General features: G+C 46.6%; 15 protein-coding genes. 8 read left to right on the top strand and 7 right to left on the bottom strand.

Translation table 11 applies throughout. The features are described from left to right. Window position 1 precedes the first annotated feature (1 nt). From A2X74_RS10025 to A2X74_RS10015, 3 genes are all read right to left on the bottom strand, one after another. Window positions 2–4747 carry a glutamate synthase-related protein gene (locus A2X74_RS10025; RefSeq protein ID WP_293625702.1) on the bottom strand — a complete coding sequence of 1582 codons (4746 nt, stop codon included), beginning with the start codon at window positions 4745–4747 and terminating at the stop codon, window positions 2–4. 194 nt (window positions 4748–4941) lie between these two features. Beyond that, entirely contained in the window at window positions 4942–5646 is a 705-nt protein-coding gene (locus A2X74_RS10020; RefSeq protein WP_293625700.1) for a transposase, read from the bottom strand. Window positions 5647–5658: 12 nt separating this feature from the next. Beyond that, the gene (locus tag A2X74_RS10015; protein ID WP_299765544.1) at window positions 5659–7848 is read right to left on the bottom strand and encodes a penicillin-binding protein 1A; all 2190 of its coding nucleotides are present in this window, start codon (window positions 7846–7848) and stop codon (window positions 5659–5661) included. A 287-nt stretch (window positions 7849–8135) separates the two neighbouring features. Between A2X74_RS10015 and A2X74_RS10010 the strand changes: the two genes are divergently transcribed. From A2X74_RS10010 to aroB, 4 genes are read left to right on the top strand one after another with little or no spacing between them, the layout of a single operon-like run. Further along, window positions 8136–8813, top strand: coding sequence for a hypothetical protein (locus tag A2X74_RS10010; protein ID WP_293625696.1), 678 nt, complete (start codon window positions 8136–8138; stop codon window positions 8811–8813). Between the two features lie 5 nt (window positions 8814–8818). After that, window positions 8819–9931, top strand: coding sequence for a secretin and TonB N-terminal domain-containing protein (locus A2X74_RS10005; RefSeq protein WP_293625694.1), 1113 nt, complete (start codon window positions 8819–8821; stop codon window positions 9929–9931). 12 nt (window positions 9932–9943) lie between these two features. Next, the gene (locus A2X74_RS10000; RefSeq protein ID WP_293625692.1) at window positions 9944–10468 is read left to right on the top strand and encodes a shikimate kinase; all 525 of its coding nucleotides are present in this window, start codon (window positions 9944–9946) and stop codon (window positions 10466–10468) included. 8 nt (window positions 10469–10476) lie between these two features. Beyond that, the gene (gene aroB / locus A2X74_RS09995; protein WP_293625690.1) at window positions 10477–11559 is read left to right on the top strand and encodes a 3-dehydroquinate synthase; all 1083 of its coding nucleotides are present in this window, start codon (window positions 10477–10479) and stop codon (window positions 11557–11559) included. Window positions 11560–11578: 19 nt separating this feature from the next. Here aroB and cyaY read toward each other — a convergent pair whose 3' ends face one another. After that, entirely contained in the window at window positions 11579–11962 is a 384-nt protein-coding gene (gene cyaY, locus A2X74_RS09990; protein WP_299765541.1) for an iron donor protein CyaY, read from the bottom strand. Window positions 11963–12009: 47 nt separating this feature from the next. Between cyaY and A2X74_RS11010 the strand changes: the two genes are divergently transcribed. Next, complete coding sequence (locus A2X74_RS11010; protein WP_363925355.1) at window positions 12010–12201, top strand: lipoprotein; 192 nt, start codon at window positions 12010–12012, stop codon at window positions 12199–12201. Further along, the gene (gene lysA / locus A2X74_RS09985; RefSeq protein ID WP_293625686.1) at window positions 12198–13496 is read left to right on the top strand and encodes a diaminopimelate decarboxylase; all 1299 of its coding nucleotides are present in this window, start codon (window positions 12198–12200) and stop codon (window positions 13494–13496) included. The genes A2X74_RS11010 and lysA overlap by 4 nt, the downstream gene beginning before the upstream one ends. Window positions 13497–13588: 92 nt before the next feature. Here lysA and A2X74_RS09980 read toward each other — a convergent pair whose 3' ends face one another. After that, window positions 13589–14323, bottom strand: coding sequence for a c-type cytochrome (locus tag A2X74_RS09980; protein ID WP_293625684.1), 735 nt, complete (start codon window positions 14321–14323; stop codon window positions 13589–13591). 114 nt (window positions 14324–14437) lie between these two features. On the opposite strand from A2X74_RS09980, the gene yihA reads away from it, so the two are divergent. Both yihA and hemB read left to right on the top strand, forming a co-directional pair. Further along, window positions 14438–15103 (top strand): ribosome biogenesis GTP-binding protein YihA/YsxC, encoded by a 666-nt coding sequence (gene yihA, locus A2X74_RS09975; RefSeq protein ID WP_293625682.1) that lies wholly within the window; start codon window positions 14438–14440, stop codon window positions 15101–15103. Further along, on the top strand, window positions 15087–16106 hold the full coding sequence (gene hemB / locus A2X74_RS09970) for a porphobilinogen synthase (protein WP_293625801.1): 1020 nt from the start codon (window positions 15087–15089) through the stop codon (window positions 16104–16106). The genes yihA and hemB overlap by 17 nt, the downstream gene beginning before the upstream one ends. 50 nt (window positions 16107–16156) lie before the next feature. On the opposite strand, the gene dsbD is transcribed toward hemB, so the two are convergent. After that, window positions 16157–17824: a protein-disulfide reductase DsbD gene (gene dsbD, locus A2X74_RS09965; RefSeq protein ID WP_293625680.1), complete on the bottom strand. Its 1668-nt coding sequence runs from the start codon at window positions 17822–17824 to the stop codon at window positions 16157–16159. A 5-nt stretch (window positions 17825–17829) separates the two neighbouring features. Continuing rightward, complete coding sequence (gene cutA, locus A2X74_RS09960) at window positions 17830–18162, bottom strand: divalent-cation tolerance protein CutA (RefSeq protein ID WP_293625678.1); 333 nt, start codon at window positions 18160–18162, stop codon at window positions 17830–17832. Window positions 18163–18178 lie beyond the last annotated feature (16 nt).

Genomic DNA, 18178 nt, shown 5'->3' with positions numbered 1-18178 from the left:
ATTAAGCTGCAACAGTTTTGTTTTGCGCTTTTTCCCACAACTCACCTAGAGCACGTTTGTACTCAGTAGGCAGCACTTTCACAAAACGACCGCGGGCATTTTCCCAATCAGCTAAGAGTGCTTTAGCACGCTCAGAGCCGGTATGGCGGAAATGACGCTCAATCAAACCTTTCAGAATTTGCTCATCAGTCATACGCTCGCCACCATCCTTCACATCGACAGGAGCATGCCACTGTGACTGAGGCATCTTGGCAATCTGCTCGGCCGACGGCAATACTTTTTCCAAAGTTGCCATACTGGTATTGCAACGCTTCTCAAAGAGGCCGTCTTCGTCGTAAACATAAGCAATACCGCCGCTCATACCGGCAGCAAAGTTACGACCGGTTGCGCCCAACACCACAACAGTACCGCCAGTCATGTACTCGCATCCGTGATCGCCTGTGCCTTCAACAACTGTTGTAGCGCCAGAGTTACGCACTGCAAAACGCTCACCAGCCACACCGTTGAAGAATGCTTCGCCGCCGATCGCACCGTAGAGAACAGTGTTGCCAACAATGATGTTCTTAGCTGTATCGCCACGGAACTCATGAGGTGCACGCACAATCACACGTCCACCAGATAAGCCTTTTCCAACGTAGTCGTTACCGTCGCCAACCAAGTCCAAGGTAATACCGCGCGCCAAGAAGGCTGCGAAACTTTGACCAGCAGTGCCGTTCAATTGAATATGAATAGTGTCATCAGGCAAACCAGCATGGCCATAACGCTGGGCGATTTCTCCGGAGAGCATTGCGCCAACAGTACGGTTCACGTTCTTCACCGGAACAATGAAAGAGACTTTCTCGCCACGTTGTAGCGCAGGCTCACTCTTCTCAATCAGAACGTTATCCAAAGCACTGTCCAAACCATGATCTTGAGTCAAGATTTGGTAACGCGGAGTATCTTTGGCTACTGCTGGCTCAGCAAAAATCTTACTGAAATCCAAGCCATGCACTTTCCAGTTTTCAATACCTTTGCGGGTATCCAAGAAATCAACGCGACCAATCAAATCATCAAACTTACGAATACCCAGTTGCGCCATGATCTCGCGCACTTCCTCTGCAATAAAGAAGAAGAAATTCACAACATGCTCTGGTTTGCCAGAGAACTTTTTACGCAACTCGGGGTCTTGTGTTGCAACACCCACTGGGCAGGTATTCAAATGACACTTACGCATCATGATGCAACCCTCAACCACCAATGGGGCTGTCGCAAAACCAAATTCATCAGCACCCAATAAAGCGCCGATCACAACGTCACGACCTGTTTTCATTTGGCCGTCGGCTTGAACACGAATACGGCTTCGTAAACCATTGAGCACCAATGTTTGTTGGGTTTCAGCCAATCCCAATTCCCATGGGGAACCAGCATGCTTAATAGAAGACAGTGGAGATGCGCCTGTACCGCCGTCATGTCCAGCGATCACGACGTGATCTGCTTTCGCCTTAGCAACACCAGCAGCGATCGTGCCAACACCGACTTCAGAAACCAACTTCACAGATACGTCAGCAGCTGGGTTCACGTTCTTCAGATCGTGAATCAACTGGGCAATATCTTCAATCGAGTAAATATCGTGATGCGGAGGAGGAGAAATCAAACCAACGCCTGGCACAGAGAAACGCAATTTGCCGATGTAATCAGAAACTTTACCGCCCGGCAATTGACCACCTTCTCCAGGCTTGGCACCTTGGGCCATCTTGATCTGAATCTGATCGGCAGAACGGAGGTATTCAGTAGTAACACCAAAACGACCTGAAGCAACCTGCTTGATTCTGGAACGCAATGAATCACCATCGAGCAAAGGAATATTTGCTTCAACCACATCATCGCCCAAAATGCTGGCTAAGGTTTCGCCCTTCTTAATAGGAATACCTTTGAGCTCATTCACATAACGATTTGGATCTTCACCACCCTCACCAGTATTGGACTTGCCGCCAATACGGTTCATAGCAATTGCCAAAGTAGCATGCGCTTCAGTAGAGATCGAACCTAAAGACATCGCGCCCGTTGCAAAACGCTTGACGATTTCTTTTGCTGACTCCACTTCATCCAAAGGAATTGCTTTGGCTGGATCAATCTTGAACTCAAACAAACCGCGCAAGGTCATCTGACGCTTAGTTTGGTCATTGATGATATTGGCGTACTCTTTATAAGTTTGATAACCCTTGTCGATACCAATACGAGTGGAGTGCTGCAACTTTGCAATCGTATCTGGAGTCCACATATGGTTCTCACCACGAATACGGAATGCATACTCGCCACCAGCGTCGAGCATATTGGTCAGCACTGGGTCATTACCAAAAGCAGACTGATGCATACGCAATGCTTCTTCAGCCACTTCAAATACGCCAATACCACCGACGTTAGATGGGGTACCTTTGAAGTAATGGTCAATGACGTCTTTATTTAAACCAATTGCTTCGAAAATCTGTGAGCCGGTGTAAGACATGTAAGTAGAGATACCCATTTTGGACATCACTTTTTGCAAGCCTTTTCCTACTGCTTTCACAAAATTCTTAACTGCTTTTTCTGCTGACAGATCGCCAGACAAACCTTTAGCCATTTCAGCCAAAGTTTCCATTGCCAAGTACGGATGAACTGCTTCAGCACCATAGCCAGCCAGGAGTGCAAAGTGATGTGTCTCACGTGCGCTACCTGTTTCCACTACGAGGCCAACGCTAGTACGCAAACCTTTTTCTACTAGGTGCTGATGAATTGCAGAAGTTGCTAACAATGCTGGAATAGCTACATGCTGCTCATCAACCTGACGATCGCTCACGATCAAGATGTTGTAACCAGAACGAACCGCATCCGCCGCCTCAGCACACAAAGATGCCAAGCGAGCCTCGATGCCTGCTTTACCCCAAGATGCTGGGTAGCAAATATCTAACTCATATGAGCGGAACTTACCGTTGGTGTAATGACCGATATGACGAATCTTGGTCATATCGTCAAAATCTAAAATCGGCTGACTCACTTCCAAGCGCATTGGTGGGTTGATATTGTTGGTATCCAACAAATTCGGCTTAGGTCCAATGAAGGAAACCAAAGACATCACCATGTTTTCACGGATGGAGTCAATCGGAGGATTGGTCACCTGTGCAAACAATTGCTTGAAATAGTTATAGAGTGGTTTGTTCTTATTAGAGAGCACAGCTAATGGGCTATCGTTACCCATTGACCCAATTGCCTCTTCACCATTCATGGCCATAGGTGCCATGAGGTACTTGATATCTTCTTGGGTGTAACCAAAAGCTTGCTGACGATCTAATAATTTTGCAGCTGGGCGAATTGTGGTCTTTTCATCCACCAAATCAGCCTTGCTTGCATCAACTTCATCGAGCTTCACGCGAACCGCGTCAATCCAACTCTTATATGGCTTGGCTTTAGAAACGGCATCTTTCAATTCAACGTCGTCAATAATGCGGCCCTGTTCCATATCAATCATGAACATCTTGCCAGGTTGCAAGCGCCATTTTTGAACAATCTTGCTCTCTGGAATTGGCAATACGCCAGCCTCAGAACCCATGATGACTAAATCATCATCAGTAACGTAATAACGCGCTGGACGTAAACCATTCCGATCTAAGGTCGCGCCAATCTGGCGGCCATCTGTAAATGCCATAGCAGCTGGGCCATCCCATGGCTCCATCATTGCTGCATGATATTCATAGAAAGCACGGCGATTTTCATCCATCAATGAATGCTGTTCCCATGCTTCTGGAATCATCATCATCATGGCTTGTGCCAAGGGATAACCTGACATCACCAATAACTCTAAGCAGTTATCGAAACAAGCCGTGTCAGATTGGCCTGGATAAATGAGCGGCCATAATTTTTTAAGATCATCGCCTAATACTGGGGAGCTGATAGCACCTTCGCGTGCATTCACCCAATTGACGTTGCCTTTAACAGTGTTGATCTCACCGTTGTGCGCAATCATGCGGTATGGGTGAGCCAACTCCCATGCTGGGAAAGTATTTGTGGAGAAACGCTGGTGTACCAAAGCCAAAGCAGACACGGTGCGCGGGTCTTGCAAATCTTTGTAGTACGCGCCCACTTGGTTTGCTAACAGCAAGCCCTTATAAACAATGGTGCGAGCAGACATCGATGCAACAAAATATTCTTTGCCGTGCTTTAAATGTAAATCTTGAATTGCATGACTTGCAGTTTTACGAATGACATACAACTTACGCTCAAGTGCATCCGTTGTCATGATGTCACGACCGCGCCCAATAAAAATTTGACGGATAAATGGCTCTGTCATTTGAACGGTTGGAGACATTGGCAATTTCACATCGATGGGCACATCCCTCCAACCCAATACGACCTGACCTTCCAAGCGTACTGTGCGCTCCAACTCTTGCTCGCAAGCCAAACGGGAGGCATGCTCCTTGGGCAAGAAAATCATGCCGACGCCGTACTCACCGAAAGGCGGCAATTCAATACCTTGCTTAGCCATTTCTTCGCGATACAAAGTATCAGGAACCTGAATCAAAATTCCAGCGCCATCACCCATCAATGGGTCAGCACCAACAGCTCCCCGGTGATCCAAGTTCTCAAGAATTTTCAATCCTTGAGTAACGATCTCATGTGACTTCTTGCCCTTGATGTGTGCGACGAATCCTACGCCGCAAGCATCATGCTCATTTTGTGGATCGTAAAGACCCTGTGCAATTGGACGAAGGTCTGTGTTCATTTGTGTAGTCATGGTATTTCCGTTTGCCCAGGGGGCCTGATTACTTTTGGAGGATCAAATATAGGGGAATACCCATGCTGATGCAATAGAAATAAAATGAGTCTGTCCCATTTAAATTAGGCAATCAGCAAAACTCATTTATATAAAAGGGACAGAGTCAGAACTTTATGGCGAAACAGTAAAACACTAAAGCCCTTAAGTATTGCTTAAGCCATTGAATTTATTGGTATTAATTTCTTTGGGCGTCCACGATGACGAATTAACACTTGATCAGGATTATCTTTAAACAACTTTTTGGCATAAATATCGCTTACCCAGGGCTTAGATCTCACCAATGCCTCAGTAATTTGGCGATCTTCCCAGTGGGGCGCCCCTTCCTTCACAAATCCTGCCCAAGTCATTTGACGCTCAAAAGGGGTATTACCCAATTTCCAAAAGTGCTGGTGATCAACCAACCAAGGTTCCGCATTCCCACCAATGTGGGATGCAAAGCTAGTCCAAGTTGAATCTTGAGGGCTAGATTCAAAACCAGCCCTGACAGGATTGAGCTCAATATAGCGTTGGCAGCGCAGAAAATAATCAGGATCTATCAACGAAGAACGATAGCGCCCCTCCCAAATTGTTCCAGAACGATGGTGCCGTTGATTGAAGTACTGGGCATAACGCCTACCCAGAGATTGCATCGTCTTTGCGAGCGAGTCAGCATTTTGGGGGGTCATCAAGAGATGTACATGATTTGGCATCAAAGCGAATGCATGCACCGCACTACCAAATTGTTTTGCAGCCTCTCGTAGCCAATCTAAATAGATACGACGATCAGCATCATTAAAAAAAAGTGTTTCCCGATTATTACCGAGAACCATGACATGCATTGCTTGGCCAGGAATAATGGTGCGTGCTTGCCTTGCCATCGCTAAAACGAACTACTGCAGTTCGCGCACACCACCATCATTAGAGAACTCAGGTATGAACCAATCACCATCAACTTGAGTTACCCCTGCCGGCACTTCGCGCCCTTGTTGCGGCTGATCCTTTAACGCGGTACTCATATAAGAGATCCACATTGGCAGAGCAAGACCGCCACCAGTTTCACGATCACCGAGACTGGCCGGCTTATCAAAACCAATCCACGCAATTGCCACTACCTTTGGGTTGTATCCCGCAAACCAAGCATCGTGTGACTCATTAGTCGTACCAGTTTTACCGGCAATATCACTGCGACCTAATTTCGCTCTTGCACTTCCAGCCGTTCCTGTCTTTGTAACCTCTTGCAACATGCTATCCATCACAAAGGCTGTGCGCGCATCCAATACTCGAGTTGCATCCTCGTGTGCATGGGTGGGTTTTGCTTCAAACAAAACTGTGCCCTTTGAATCTGTCATCTTACTAATCAAGTATGGGTCCACACGATAGCCGCCGTTAGCAAACACACTATAGGCAGATGCCATTTGCAAAGGTGTCACGGAGCCAGCGCCTAAGGCCATTGTTAGATAGGGTGGATGCTTCTCTGCCTCAAACCCAAAGCGCTGAATATATTCTTGTGCATAAGAGGGGCCGATGGCACGAATTAAGCGTACAGACACTAAGTTTTTTGATTTAGCTAAAGCAGTGCGCAAACGCATCATGCCTTCGTACTTGCCATCATAGTTTTTCGGCTCCCACGCCTGGCTACCTGTTTCCATGCTGCCAATAGATAGTGGAGCATCGTTCACCATGGTGCTTGGAGAAAAACCTTTCTCGATTGCGGCAGCATAAATAAATGGTTTAAATGAAGAGCCTGGTTGGCGCTGGGCCTGAGTCACATGATTGAATTGATTGCGACGGAAATCAAATCCACCTACCAATGAGAGGATCGCACCCGTATCAGCATTCATAGAAATAAAGGCTGCCTCAACCTGGGGTAGTTGCGCTAGCTTCCAAATACCGCCATCAGATAACAACCTAATAATGGCACCAGGGCGTAAACGTTTTTTTGGTTGGGTGCTATCAGTTAGCGAAGCGGTAGCAAGTTTCATACTCTCACCCTTTAAGGTGATCGTCTCTCCAGTAGCAATCATGACCTGCAGTTCTTTTGGCTTGACACCGAGCACTACACCAGACTGCAAATCATCTAACTGGGGATATGCCAACAAAGCCTCATCAATTGCACGCTGACGCTTCACTGGATCTTCCGGCAAATCAATAAAACCTTCGGGCCCACGATAAGCGTGGCGCAAATCATATTCGAAAATACCACGGCGCACTGCTCTGTATGCAGCATCTTGATCTGCTTTCAGGATCGTAGTGTATACATCTATTCCCTGGGAATAAATTGCCTCGCCGTATTGCGTAAACAGCAATTGACGCACCATCTCTGAAGCAAAATCGGCGCGAGTGCTAAATTCATTTCCAAGACCCCGAATATGCAACTCTTCTGCCATGGCAACCTGATACTGCTCGGGAGTGATGTACGACAAATCCCGCATACGCTGCAAAATGTATTCCTGACGAATTTTTGCGCGACGGAAATTGCTTACCGGGTTATATGCCGATGGCGCTTTAGGCAAACCTGCCAACATCGCAGATTCAGCAATCGTGATGTCCTTTAATTCTTTGCCAAAATAAATCTGGGCTGCGCTAGAAAATCCATAAGCTCTTTGCCCCAAAAAGATCTGATTCATATAAATCTCTAGAATCTTGTCTTTGCTTAATTGGGACTCAATTTCCCAAGAGAGGAGAACCTCGTAAATCTTCCGACTAAAGGTCTTTTCATTGCTAAGAAAGAAATTTCGAGCAACCTGCATCGTGATGGTGGATGCACCCTGAGAAAGATTGCCGCGTAAATTGGTAAGAGCAGCCCTTAAGATGCCCACATAATCTACGCCGCCATGAGAGTAAAAGCGATCATCCTCAATAGCCAAGACTGCATTGCGCATAGTCATCGGAATTTCGCTCAATGGAATTACATTTCGGCGCTCTTCTCCAAACTCACCTATTAAGACTTTGTCAGCCGTATAGATACGTAATGGCGTTTTGGGGTTGTAATCCACTAAAGCGGAGATCTTCGGCAAATTCGGCTTAGCAATTAAGAAGGCGTATCCCAGAAGCAATGTGACTACCACCGCAAAGACCATGCTGATAATTAGCAGCGCCTTAATCAGGGGATTGCTCCCAGATTTTCTGTGCGAGGGATGCTCCGCTCTTGGCTGACCAGGACGTCTATCAGGCTGTCGGTTAAACCGCCTGTTTATGGGCGGCTTGTCTTTTGGAGTTAGAGCCATAGAATCAAATTATAGGGTGCTTAAGCACTTTTCCCGAAAGCTCCAAAACCCTTGTTTGAAACATTTTTTGGCAGATTTTTCTGACAGCGAATTCTGCTTGTACCGATCGTTTTCACCATCCTCAGGGCGAACAATATGGCATGCCTCCACGCCACATTTCCCCCCAATCTTTTGACGACATTCTGAGGGAGCTGGGAGATGACCCTGCCATTCCAGATCCCCATGGCATTCGCAAAACACCCTCCCCCAAGGTGGATACACCGCCCCAAAACAAGACTTCCAAGCCTGCTTTTTCTGCCAAATCCTTTGAACTGAAAGGCCTGACTTTCAACTCGCTTTGGCTATTTGGCGTCCTCTTATTACTCTGTGGAGGGGGCTTCTTTTTTTATTTTGACAACAATAAATCTGTGGATGTACTTGAAATAAGCACCCTACAAAACCAACTATTGGCACTCAAAGAAGAATTTGAATTCTCACAAACCGAATGGGCATCTGAGAAAGATGATCTATACCAGGCAATAGAAGAAATAGAAGTAAGTATTCACTCATTTGAGGAAAAAAGGCCAACTCAGAGTGCTCAAAGTAAACCGGTAGTGATACCGCATGAGGCTGAACTTCGTCGTTGGCGATATTTAGGCATCACCCGTATGGGGGCAGCAGAGCAAGCTTTTTTCCATACCGGCAATTCCACCAAGATGGTGGTCAAGGGGGGTCAGGCCCTAGGGGAATGGCGCCTAACTCAAGCCGAAAAAGAGCTAGCTGTTTTGACTCACCCAAAAGGGAAATCCATCACTTTTAAGTCAACCCAATCAGAGTGACTCTATTGAAAATCTTACTAAATATCCCCACCCACTTTCTTCTCCTAATTCTGACTTTTTGTTTCAATCCAGCCCTCGGAAACCACCCTGAAGCAAACTCCTCAGGCAACCGCAAAGAGGGTCGCATTAGCCTGCAATTTAGCCAAATTGAAATGACTGAGCTTTTGCAGGTTTTAGCCAAAATGGGGGATACCAACTTCCTTCTTAGCGAATCTATTCAGGGCAAGATCTCAGTCGACCTTAAGGACACTCCCTGGCAAACCGCCCTTCATTCCATTCTTGCTAGCCGGGGTCTTCGACTTGTCCGAAATGGCGATATTTACTGGATTGGCCCCCATGCAGAAATTCAGAGTTTCCAAAAGTTTCGGCGGGAGGATGCTGCTCTGCCTTTTGGGGGCGATCACATTAATAGCCCTCGCCAGATCCTGATTGAGGCTCGCATCGTTGAGGCTGATCAGCGCTTTGCCCGTGAGCTAGGTATTAAGCTGGGATATCAAGCCAATGGTATTGGCAGCCATCCAGACCAAAATGCCAGCGCAAGCCTTGACTTCGCAGGAACTGGATTGGCCGGCTTTAACCCAGCCACTTTGGCTGCCACCCTGGTTTCCAAGAATGCAGCCCGCCTTCTACAAATGGAGCTCTCAGCCCTGGAATCCGATGGTCAAGGCAAGATTCTGTCTAACCCGCGCATCATGACCGGCGATCAAGTTAAAGCCACAATTGAGCAAGGAACCGAACTTCCCTATCAAGTGAGCTCTCAAAGCGGGAGCAAATTGCAGTTTCGCAAGGCTAACTTACGCCTAGAGGTCTTGCCGAAAATTCATCCTGACGGAAAAATCTCCATGCTGGTAGGCATTAATAAAGACACTATTGGCATGAAAACCGAGCAGGGCTATGCCATTGATACCAAAAATCTCAGTTCTGAAGTCACCGTTGAAAATGGGGGCACAGCCATCATTGGAGGCATTTTTCAAACCACCGAACGCGATGATGAAATCAAGGTTCCACTTCTAGGGGATATTCCCTTGATTGGGCATTTATTTCGCCACAAATCCAAATTAGCAGATAAAACTGAACTATTAGTCTTCTTAACCCCCACCGTGCTGGACAAACCCTAATAAAATCGAAGGGTGAACTCTTCATCAAACAATATCTTCCTAATTGGCCTTATGGGCGCTGGGAAGTCGACCGTCGGCAAATTGCTGGCCAAGAAATTGGGTCGCCGCTTTTTAGATGCTGACCATGTGATTGAAGATCGTTGTGGAGTCAAAATTCCCGTCATCTTTGAAATGGAAGGTGAAGATGGATTTCGCAAACGCGAGGCTCAGGCCATTAGAGACATTACAGCTGAACATGATGTCATCTTGGCAACCGGTGGTGGCGCCGTACTCCTGCCAGAGAATCGTCAATTCCTCAGCGAAAGAGGAACAGTAATTTATCTGCACGCCAATCCGATGGAACTATGGCATCGGACTAAGGGTGGCGAAGGTAGGCCGCTACTAAAAAATGGTGATGCAAAAAAGATTTTAGAAAACCTATACGCCGTTCGCGATCCTTTGTATCGCGAAATCGCTGACTATGTCATTGAAACTGGGAAACCCAGCGTCAATCAACTCGTCAACACTCTCATCATGCAACTCGAACTCTCCGCATAAATTTATCAATGAAAACATTAGAAGTTGATCTAGGCAACCGTAGCTACCCTATTCATATTGGTACCGATTTAATAGATCAGCCACAATTATTTAGCGCCTGTGAAAAAGCGACATCGATTTATATCGTTACCAATACTACTGTTGCCCCTTTGTATGCAGAGCGCCTCACCAAAACTTTAGAGAAACTCGGCAAGCCAGTCAGAACCATTGTCTTGCCTGATGGAGAATCTTATAAAGACTGGAAAAATCTTCAGTTAATTTTTGATGACCTCCTCAAGTTTGGCGCTGATCGTCAAACCATGTTGGTTGCTTTAGGTGGCGGCGTCATTGGCGACATGACTGGCTTTGCTGCTGCTAGCTTTATGCGCGGTATCCGCTTCATTCAAGTGCCAACAACCTTACTAGCCCAGGTGGACTCCTCTGTCGGCGGCAAGACAGGCATTAACCATCCGCTTGGGAAAAATATGATTGGCGCGTTTCATCAGCCTGCAGCAGTCATTGCCGACCTCAATACATTGAAGACATTACCAGCGCGTGAGCTCTCTGCGGGCCTCGCTGAAGTGGTCAAGCATGGCGCTATTGCGGATGCGGAGTTCTTAAGTTGGATTGAAGCAAATGCAAAAGCTTTATTGGCATGCGATACAGCAGCAATGGCGCATGCAGTGTTACGTTCTTGCGAAATTAAATCAGCAGTTGTTTCAGCGGACGAAAGAGAAGGTGGCATTCGCGCTACTCTCAATTTTGGACACACCTTTGGTCATGCGATTGAGGCAGGTATGGGTTACGGCGAGTGGTTGCATGGTGAAGCCGTTGGCTGCGGGATGGTCATGGGAGCAGACCTCTCACGACGCCTGAACTTCATCACTCAAGATGAGGCCGATCGTCTCACTCGTATCATTCAATCTATGAATCTACCGATTGCACCTCCGAAGTTTGGTGCGCAACGTTATATGGAATTAATGCAAGTAGATAAAAAGACTGAGGGTGGTCAGATTCGATACGTTGTTTTAGAAAAGATTGGCAAAGCTCAAATTAAGAGTGTTCCCGATGCTCAGGTCATCGAGACACTCACAGCAACTGGGGCAGTTTAATTTCCCGGGATATTGCTGCTTATTTCCCGAGTAGACCAATAGTGATCGCCTGCCCAGCTTGAGCGCTAGCAAACTCTGATAAGTCACTCAATAGCTCGCGCCCAGTTTTGGTATCCAGCCACTGTGGTGAAGCTAAGGTGCCAGCCCAGCGATAGTGATAACCGCCAGATTTAGCAGCTACCCAGATCTCGTGCAAAGGAGGTTGGGTATTGACCACAATGACACTGCGATCCCTAAATCGAATATTGATGACGTTGCCACCCTGGCGTTCTACATCAAGGTCTAAATCCAACGCATCGTCTGCAGCCTCCAAAGCCACTTCTATTGACTGCAATAAATTACTGCCCAGCTGATGGAATTGCTTGTCATCAATGGTTTCCACCGTTAAATTGCTTGGCTTCATATTAGAGTCCTGCATGCTATATTCAATCATTCGTTTTAGAGACATTCATGATAGCGATTCTTAAAAGAACTCTGGGCATTAGCCTTCTAATATCCCTTGTTGGGTGTGGGGTAAGAGGGCCCTTATATTTGCCAAATGTGCCACCGGCGCCTAGCCCTCCTTCTGAGCAAGAACCCAAAGGCAAGCTCTATCCACCCCAAAGCCCTGCTGCTACTAACCCATCATCGGCCAAGCAATGACAAGTAAAGCGATTCCACTCCCCGACTTAGCTGGATTTACAGAACGAAACGGCACTTGGTATGCAGAAGAAATTCCTTTGTCAGATTTGGCAAAAGAGTTTGGTACACCCCTGTATATCTATAGCAGGAAGGCTTTAACCCAAGCGTATCAAGCCTATGACAAAGCATGTGTAGATTCCTCTGGCAAAAGACGTGCCCGTGTCCACTATGCAATGAAGGCTAATAGCAATCTTGCAGTGATTGATTGCTTTAAAAAATTAGGCTCTGGATTTGACCTAGTGAGTGGCGGTGAGTTAGCTCGTGCCCTTGCAGTGGGTGCAGACCCAAAGAGTTTGGTATTTGCAGGCGTAGGTAAATCTGCAAATGAAATCGCCCAAGCATTGCAAGCAGGTGTTAAATGCATCAATGTGGAATCGATTGCGGAGCTCCACCAAATTAATCGTGTTGCCACTAAGCTGAATTGCCGTGCCCCAATTTCCTTACGCGTGAATCCCGATGTGGATGCACAAACACATCCCTATATCTCTACTGGATTAAAAGGAAATAAATTTGGCATTGCCTATCATGAGGTCCTAAAAACATATCGTGAAGCAGCACTACTTTCACAAATTGATGTAGTTGGCATTGATTGTCATATTGGCTCACAAATCACCACCACCGCACCCTACCTTGATGCGCTTGATAAGGTTCTCGAGTTAGTGGCCCAATTGAAAAAAGAAGGTATTGAGATTCATCATCTTGATTTGGGTGGAGGCCTTGGTATTTCTTATGGGGAAGACAACCCACCGGATATTACTGAGTTCACCAACACCTTGCTCAATCGCGTTGCTGAGCGTGGCTTTGGGCATCTCGATGTAGTCTTGGAGCCGGGCAGATCCTTGGTGGGCAATGCTGGCGTGCTTTTAACCAAAGTGGAGTACCTCAAGCCAGGTGCTGAGAAAAACTTTTGCATTGTGGATGCAGCAATGACAGAGTTAATGCGCCCAGCCCTTTACGAGGCTTATCACGGCATCGTTCCAGTTCAAGCTAAGCAAGTTGCAAGCTCCACCTATGACATCGTTGGACCTGTATGCGAATCTGGTGACTGGCTTGGAAGAGATCGAGAACTTGCTGTTGAAGAAGGTGATCTCTTGGCTATTCTATCAGCAGGCGCATATGGCTTTGTCATGGCATCAAATTACAACACCAGACCCAAGCCTGCAGAGATTATGGTTGATGGAAAAAATGCATACCTTATTCGTAAGCGTGAAATCGTTGCCGATCTTTTTGCTAGTGAAAACACTTTACCAAACTAAATTCCATTAATAATTCGTTGAGCCTGGTAAATTTTTAGGCAATAAAAAACCCCGCTGCAATAGCGGGGTTTTTGTTATTACCGAATGGGCAATTAATGCAAGCCCGCCATGTAATCAGCCACAGCCTTCATTTCTTGATCAGAAAGCTTAGTAGCAATCGTAGTCATCTGCGTACTATTCTTACGCGTGCCTTCGCGGAACGCTAGCAACTGTGCTGCGTTGTACTCAGCCCATTGCCCGCCCATACGTGGATACTGCGCTGGAATACCAGCACCATTTGGGCTATGGCATGCTGCGCATGCTGGAACGCCCTTAGCGGCGATACCACCACGATAGATGCTTTGACCTAATTCAATTGTGTCTTTATTTTGAGCAACGCCCTGTGATACTGGCTGTTTAGCCAAATAAGCAGAAATATTGTTCATATCTTGCTCAGTCAAGGTAGCAACCATTCCCATCATGACTGGATTGGCGCGTGTGCCATCCTTAAAGTTCTTTAACTGCTTGGTGGTGTAAGCAGCATGCTGAGCGGACAACTTAGGCCAAGTTGCTGTTGCACTCTGGCCTTTAGGGCCATGGCAAGTCAAGCAGGCTGTCACGCCACGGCTAGCATCGCCGTTAGAGTAAAGCGCTTCGCCAGCTGCCAGATCGACTTTTGGCTTACCTGGAACTACCGGCTTAGCAGCAGCTTCGGCCATTGGGGCGGCCGCAGTGGCAGCATCTGCAGCGTTAACTACGCCGGAGAAGCTGGTCAATGCCAGAACTAAGCCAGCGGCTAGGCTAGCGCTGACGCTAGTTAATTTGGAGATTTGAGAGGTTTGACGCATTATGTTTACCTTGGCAAAAATTCCTAAAAGTGTTTGGGCCCTGCTTTTACAACCTTTTACCCAACACCATGAGATATTTCATGATTTTGCGTGATTTTACAATAGCTTCTGGACATGTCTAAACTCTTTCAAGCCCGATTCGCGACCACAGTCAATGACACCCATTGCCTGCCTGCCACTCCACTCCGGGAGGTGGCCTTTGCTGGGCGCTCAAATGCGGGTAAATCTAGCGCAATTAATGTACTTTGCAACCAAAAACGGCTTGCTTTTGCCAGTAAAACGCCGGGGCGCACCCAACACATTAACTATTTTGGGCTTTTTGCTAAGGACGACCTACTAGCCTATCTGGTGGATTTACCGGGATACGGCTATGCCGCCGTTAATCATGAGACCAAATACCACTGGAATAGCCTTCTAAGCGATTATTTGCAGGAGCGGGAGCAGCTAGTCGGGATGATTCTCATCGTGGACTCCAGGCGTGGAATCACCGATCTGGACGAGCAAATGATCCAATGGTTTGTCCCAACCGGCAAACCAATCCATATCTTGCTCAGCAAGTGCGACAAGCTCAATAAAAGTGAATGCAAGCATGCTTTAGAAGCTGTGCGCAAACAGTTGCAGCAATATGATCCAGCGCTGCCCGATGGCAATGGTGAATCCAAACAACTTACGGCACAATTATTCTCAAGTACCAAGCGAATTGGCCTTGAAGAGGCCGACAATACAGTTATTAAATGGTTATTTGAAGCAGAGACTCAAGAAGATGAAATCACAAGCTAACTCTTTATTGAACTTTCCAAATCATCGCCCTCGCCGTATGCGACGTGATGATTGGTCTCGTCGCCTGATGCAAGAGAACCATCTCCACGCCAGTGATTTGATTTACCCCGTCTTCTTGCTTGAGGGTAGCAATCAGTCTCAAGCCGTTAGCTCCATGCCGGGAGTTAATCGCGTATCTCTCGATTTACTTTATAGCGTTGCCGAAGAATGCGTTGCATTAGGCATTCCTGTGATGGCGCTCTTTCCGGTAATTGATGCATCCCTAAAAACGCCTGATGGCAATGAAGCTTTTAATCCCAACGGTTTAATTCCGACTGCAGTACGTGAACTCAAGAAACGCTTTCCTAATTTGGGCATCATGACTGATGTCGCACTTGACCCTTACACAAGTCATGGTCAGGATGGTGTATTAGATGAGCACGGTCGCATTCTGAATGATGAGACTACGGCAATCTTGGTACAACAAGCGATTACTCAAGCTCAAGCTGGTGTTGATATCGTGGCACCATCAGACATGATGGATGGCCGCATCGGAAAAATTCGTGAAGCACTAGAGCAAAATAAACTCATTCACACTCGCATCATGGCTTACTCAGCCAAATACGCTTCGGCTTTTTATGGCCCGTTTCGTGATGCAGTAGGTTCAGCAAAAAATTTAGGTAAAGCCGATAAAAAAACCTATCAAATGGATTGCGCCAATACTGATGAGGCTTTGCGGGAGGTTGCACTCGATATCAGCGAAGGTGCTGATATGGTGATGGTCAAGCCTGGCATGCCTTACTTAGATATCGTACGTAGAGTTCGTGATGAATTTAATTACCCAACTTACGCCTATCAAGTGAGCGGTGAGTACGCTATGCTCAAAGCTGCAGCACAAAATGGCTGGCTTGATCATGATGCTGTGATGATGGAATCCTTGCTCGCATTTAAACGTGCTGGCGCAGATGGGATATTGACTTACTTTGCGCTCGAGGCTGCGCGTCTTCTCAAAGCAAGTAAATAAATTTGATGATGAAGACTGAATAAGTAAAAACTTATTCAGTCTCAGGTGATCTAATTTCCCAATGCCTTTTTCAAGCGCTCAGCAAAACGTTGTGGCGGCATAAAGCCAATTACCCGCTGATCTTTTAACTCTTCTGAATTGAGATCAAAGATCAAAATTCCAGGTGGCCCGAATAATCCAAAACGCTTTAGTAATTCCTGATTCTCAGGACTGTTCTTTGTTACATCAGCTTGTAGCAAAACAAATTTCTGCAGCTCTTGATTCACTTCAGAATTAGCAAAGGTATTGATCTCCATCTCTTTGCAGGAGATACACCAGTCTGCATAAAAATCTAGGAGCACTAATTTCTTCTGCTCTTTTGCTTGAGTCAAAAATTGATCTAACTGGGCACTAGATTGAATTACAGCAAAATTCGCATTTCCAATCTGGTGTTGGCGTTGGCCATTAGCCATCATCTTGCCACCCGCTTCGTTACTACTTTGTAACAAAGGTGAAGCAATCCAAGCTGCAGTTGCCACCAATAAAACGCCGAGTGTTCTTTGCAACCAAACCATCCAAATACCAGTTGATGGAATGAGAATGCGCGCCTCAATAGCAATAAAGAGAAGTGGCAAGCCCATACCCAAAGCCATCACAAACAGTAGCCCTGCCCCCAAACTCATTGATCCTGTTTGGGCAATGAAAGCAAGCACTCCAGCCAAAGGGGCAGTAATGCAAGGGCTAGCGACTAATGTCGAAATTCCACCCAAAGCAAAGGCACCAAAAAAGCTTCCGCCTTTATGACGTCCTGCTAATTGGTCGACTTTTTCCTGCCAAGATTGGGGCATTCTGAGCTCATACAGGCCAAATAAGCTCCCAGATAGTGCTAGTAGTAGCAATGCAAACCCAATCAGCGCTATAGGGCTCTGCAGGGCTCTTTGGACGCTACCACCCAGAGCAGCCATCAAGACTCCCGCTAAAGCGTAGACGCAGGCCATGCCAAGCACATAAGCCATGGCCAAGAGACTTGCTCGACCCTTTCCGATGGATTGCTTACCCTGTGTTCCAAACACCACACTAGACAGAATGGGTAGCATTGGAAGCACACAGGGTGTGAAAGCTAATGCCAAGCCCAGAATGAAAAAGGCCAGGAATAGATATCCAGTCGGCGTACTTTCCAAGAGGCGACTAATCGCATTAACGTCATCTCGCTCGCGCCATAGATCCACCAAGCTGAATTCTTTTTTGGACGAATTGCTTGCCCCGTCCAATACCTCCGGTATCGGTCCAGCCTTTACACCAGGGCCTGCAAGCAAAAATTTGAGAGTCATGGGTGGATAGCAAATACCCGCTTCAGCGCATCCTTGCAACTCCAACTCTAGATATAGAGGCTTTCCTGCTTCGGCTTTTTTATCTAAGGTAAGAAGAAATGCCTGCTTATAAACCTGCATTTTCTTTTGGAAAGTTTCATCAAACTTTTCGATTCCAGGCGGTAATGGCGCCTTCACTGCCTCTAATTTGTTGGGCTGGGAGCCCATCTTGAAATGCAGGGACTCTTGATAGATGTAGTAACTCTTAGCCGGGAAAATCTCTAATTCAATGTCATTGGTATTTGCTACCCAAGTAGCTTCAGCCTGAAATGCTTTTTCAGGCGGCAAAAATTCTGAGGTAGCAAATGCATTACCAAGAAGGAAATGGAAAGCAGCTAGAACAGAAATAAATTGATTGATCACTCTCATGAAGCTCACTTTACCTCGGACTCTACCCATTTGCCATAATGCGCTTCGTATTTTTCAGGGGCATAGGCAATCACCTCCGGCAAATCATAAGGATGATGACTTTTGATGAAATTAGAAATATCGACCCACTTATCTGCAACTGTTTTTGCTGACAACAGAACTTCATTTGCTTCACAAATCTTGCCCTCCCATCGATAGATGGAATGGACTCCCTCCTGAATTTGCACGCAAGCAGCTAGACGACCCTCAATCAGCAGGTACGCAATCTTCTTTGCATCCTCTAGTGATGCAAAAGTGGTGACAACAATCAGCAATTCAGTAGGTTTATCTAGGGTCATACTGTATTTATAACCG

Origin of the sequence: Polynucleobacter sp. GWA2_45_21, assembly GCF_001830325.1 — a bacterium.
Taxonomy (GTDB): Bacteria; Pseudomonadota; Gammaproteobacteria; order Burkholderiales; family Burkholderiaceae; genus Polynucleobacter.
The sequence above is the reverse complement of the archived record's forward strand: the minus strand, read 5'-3'. Positions and strand labels throughout refer to the sequence as shown.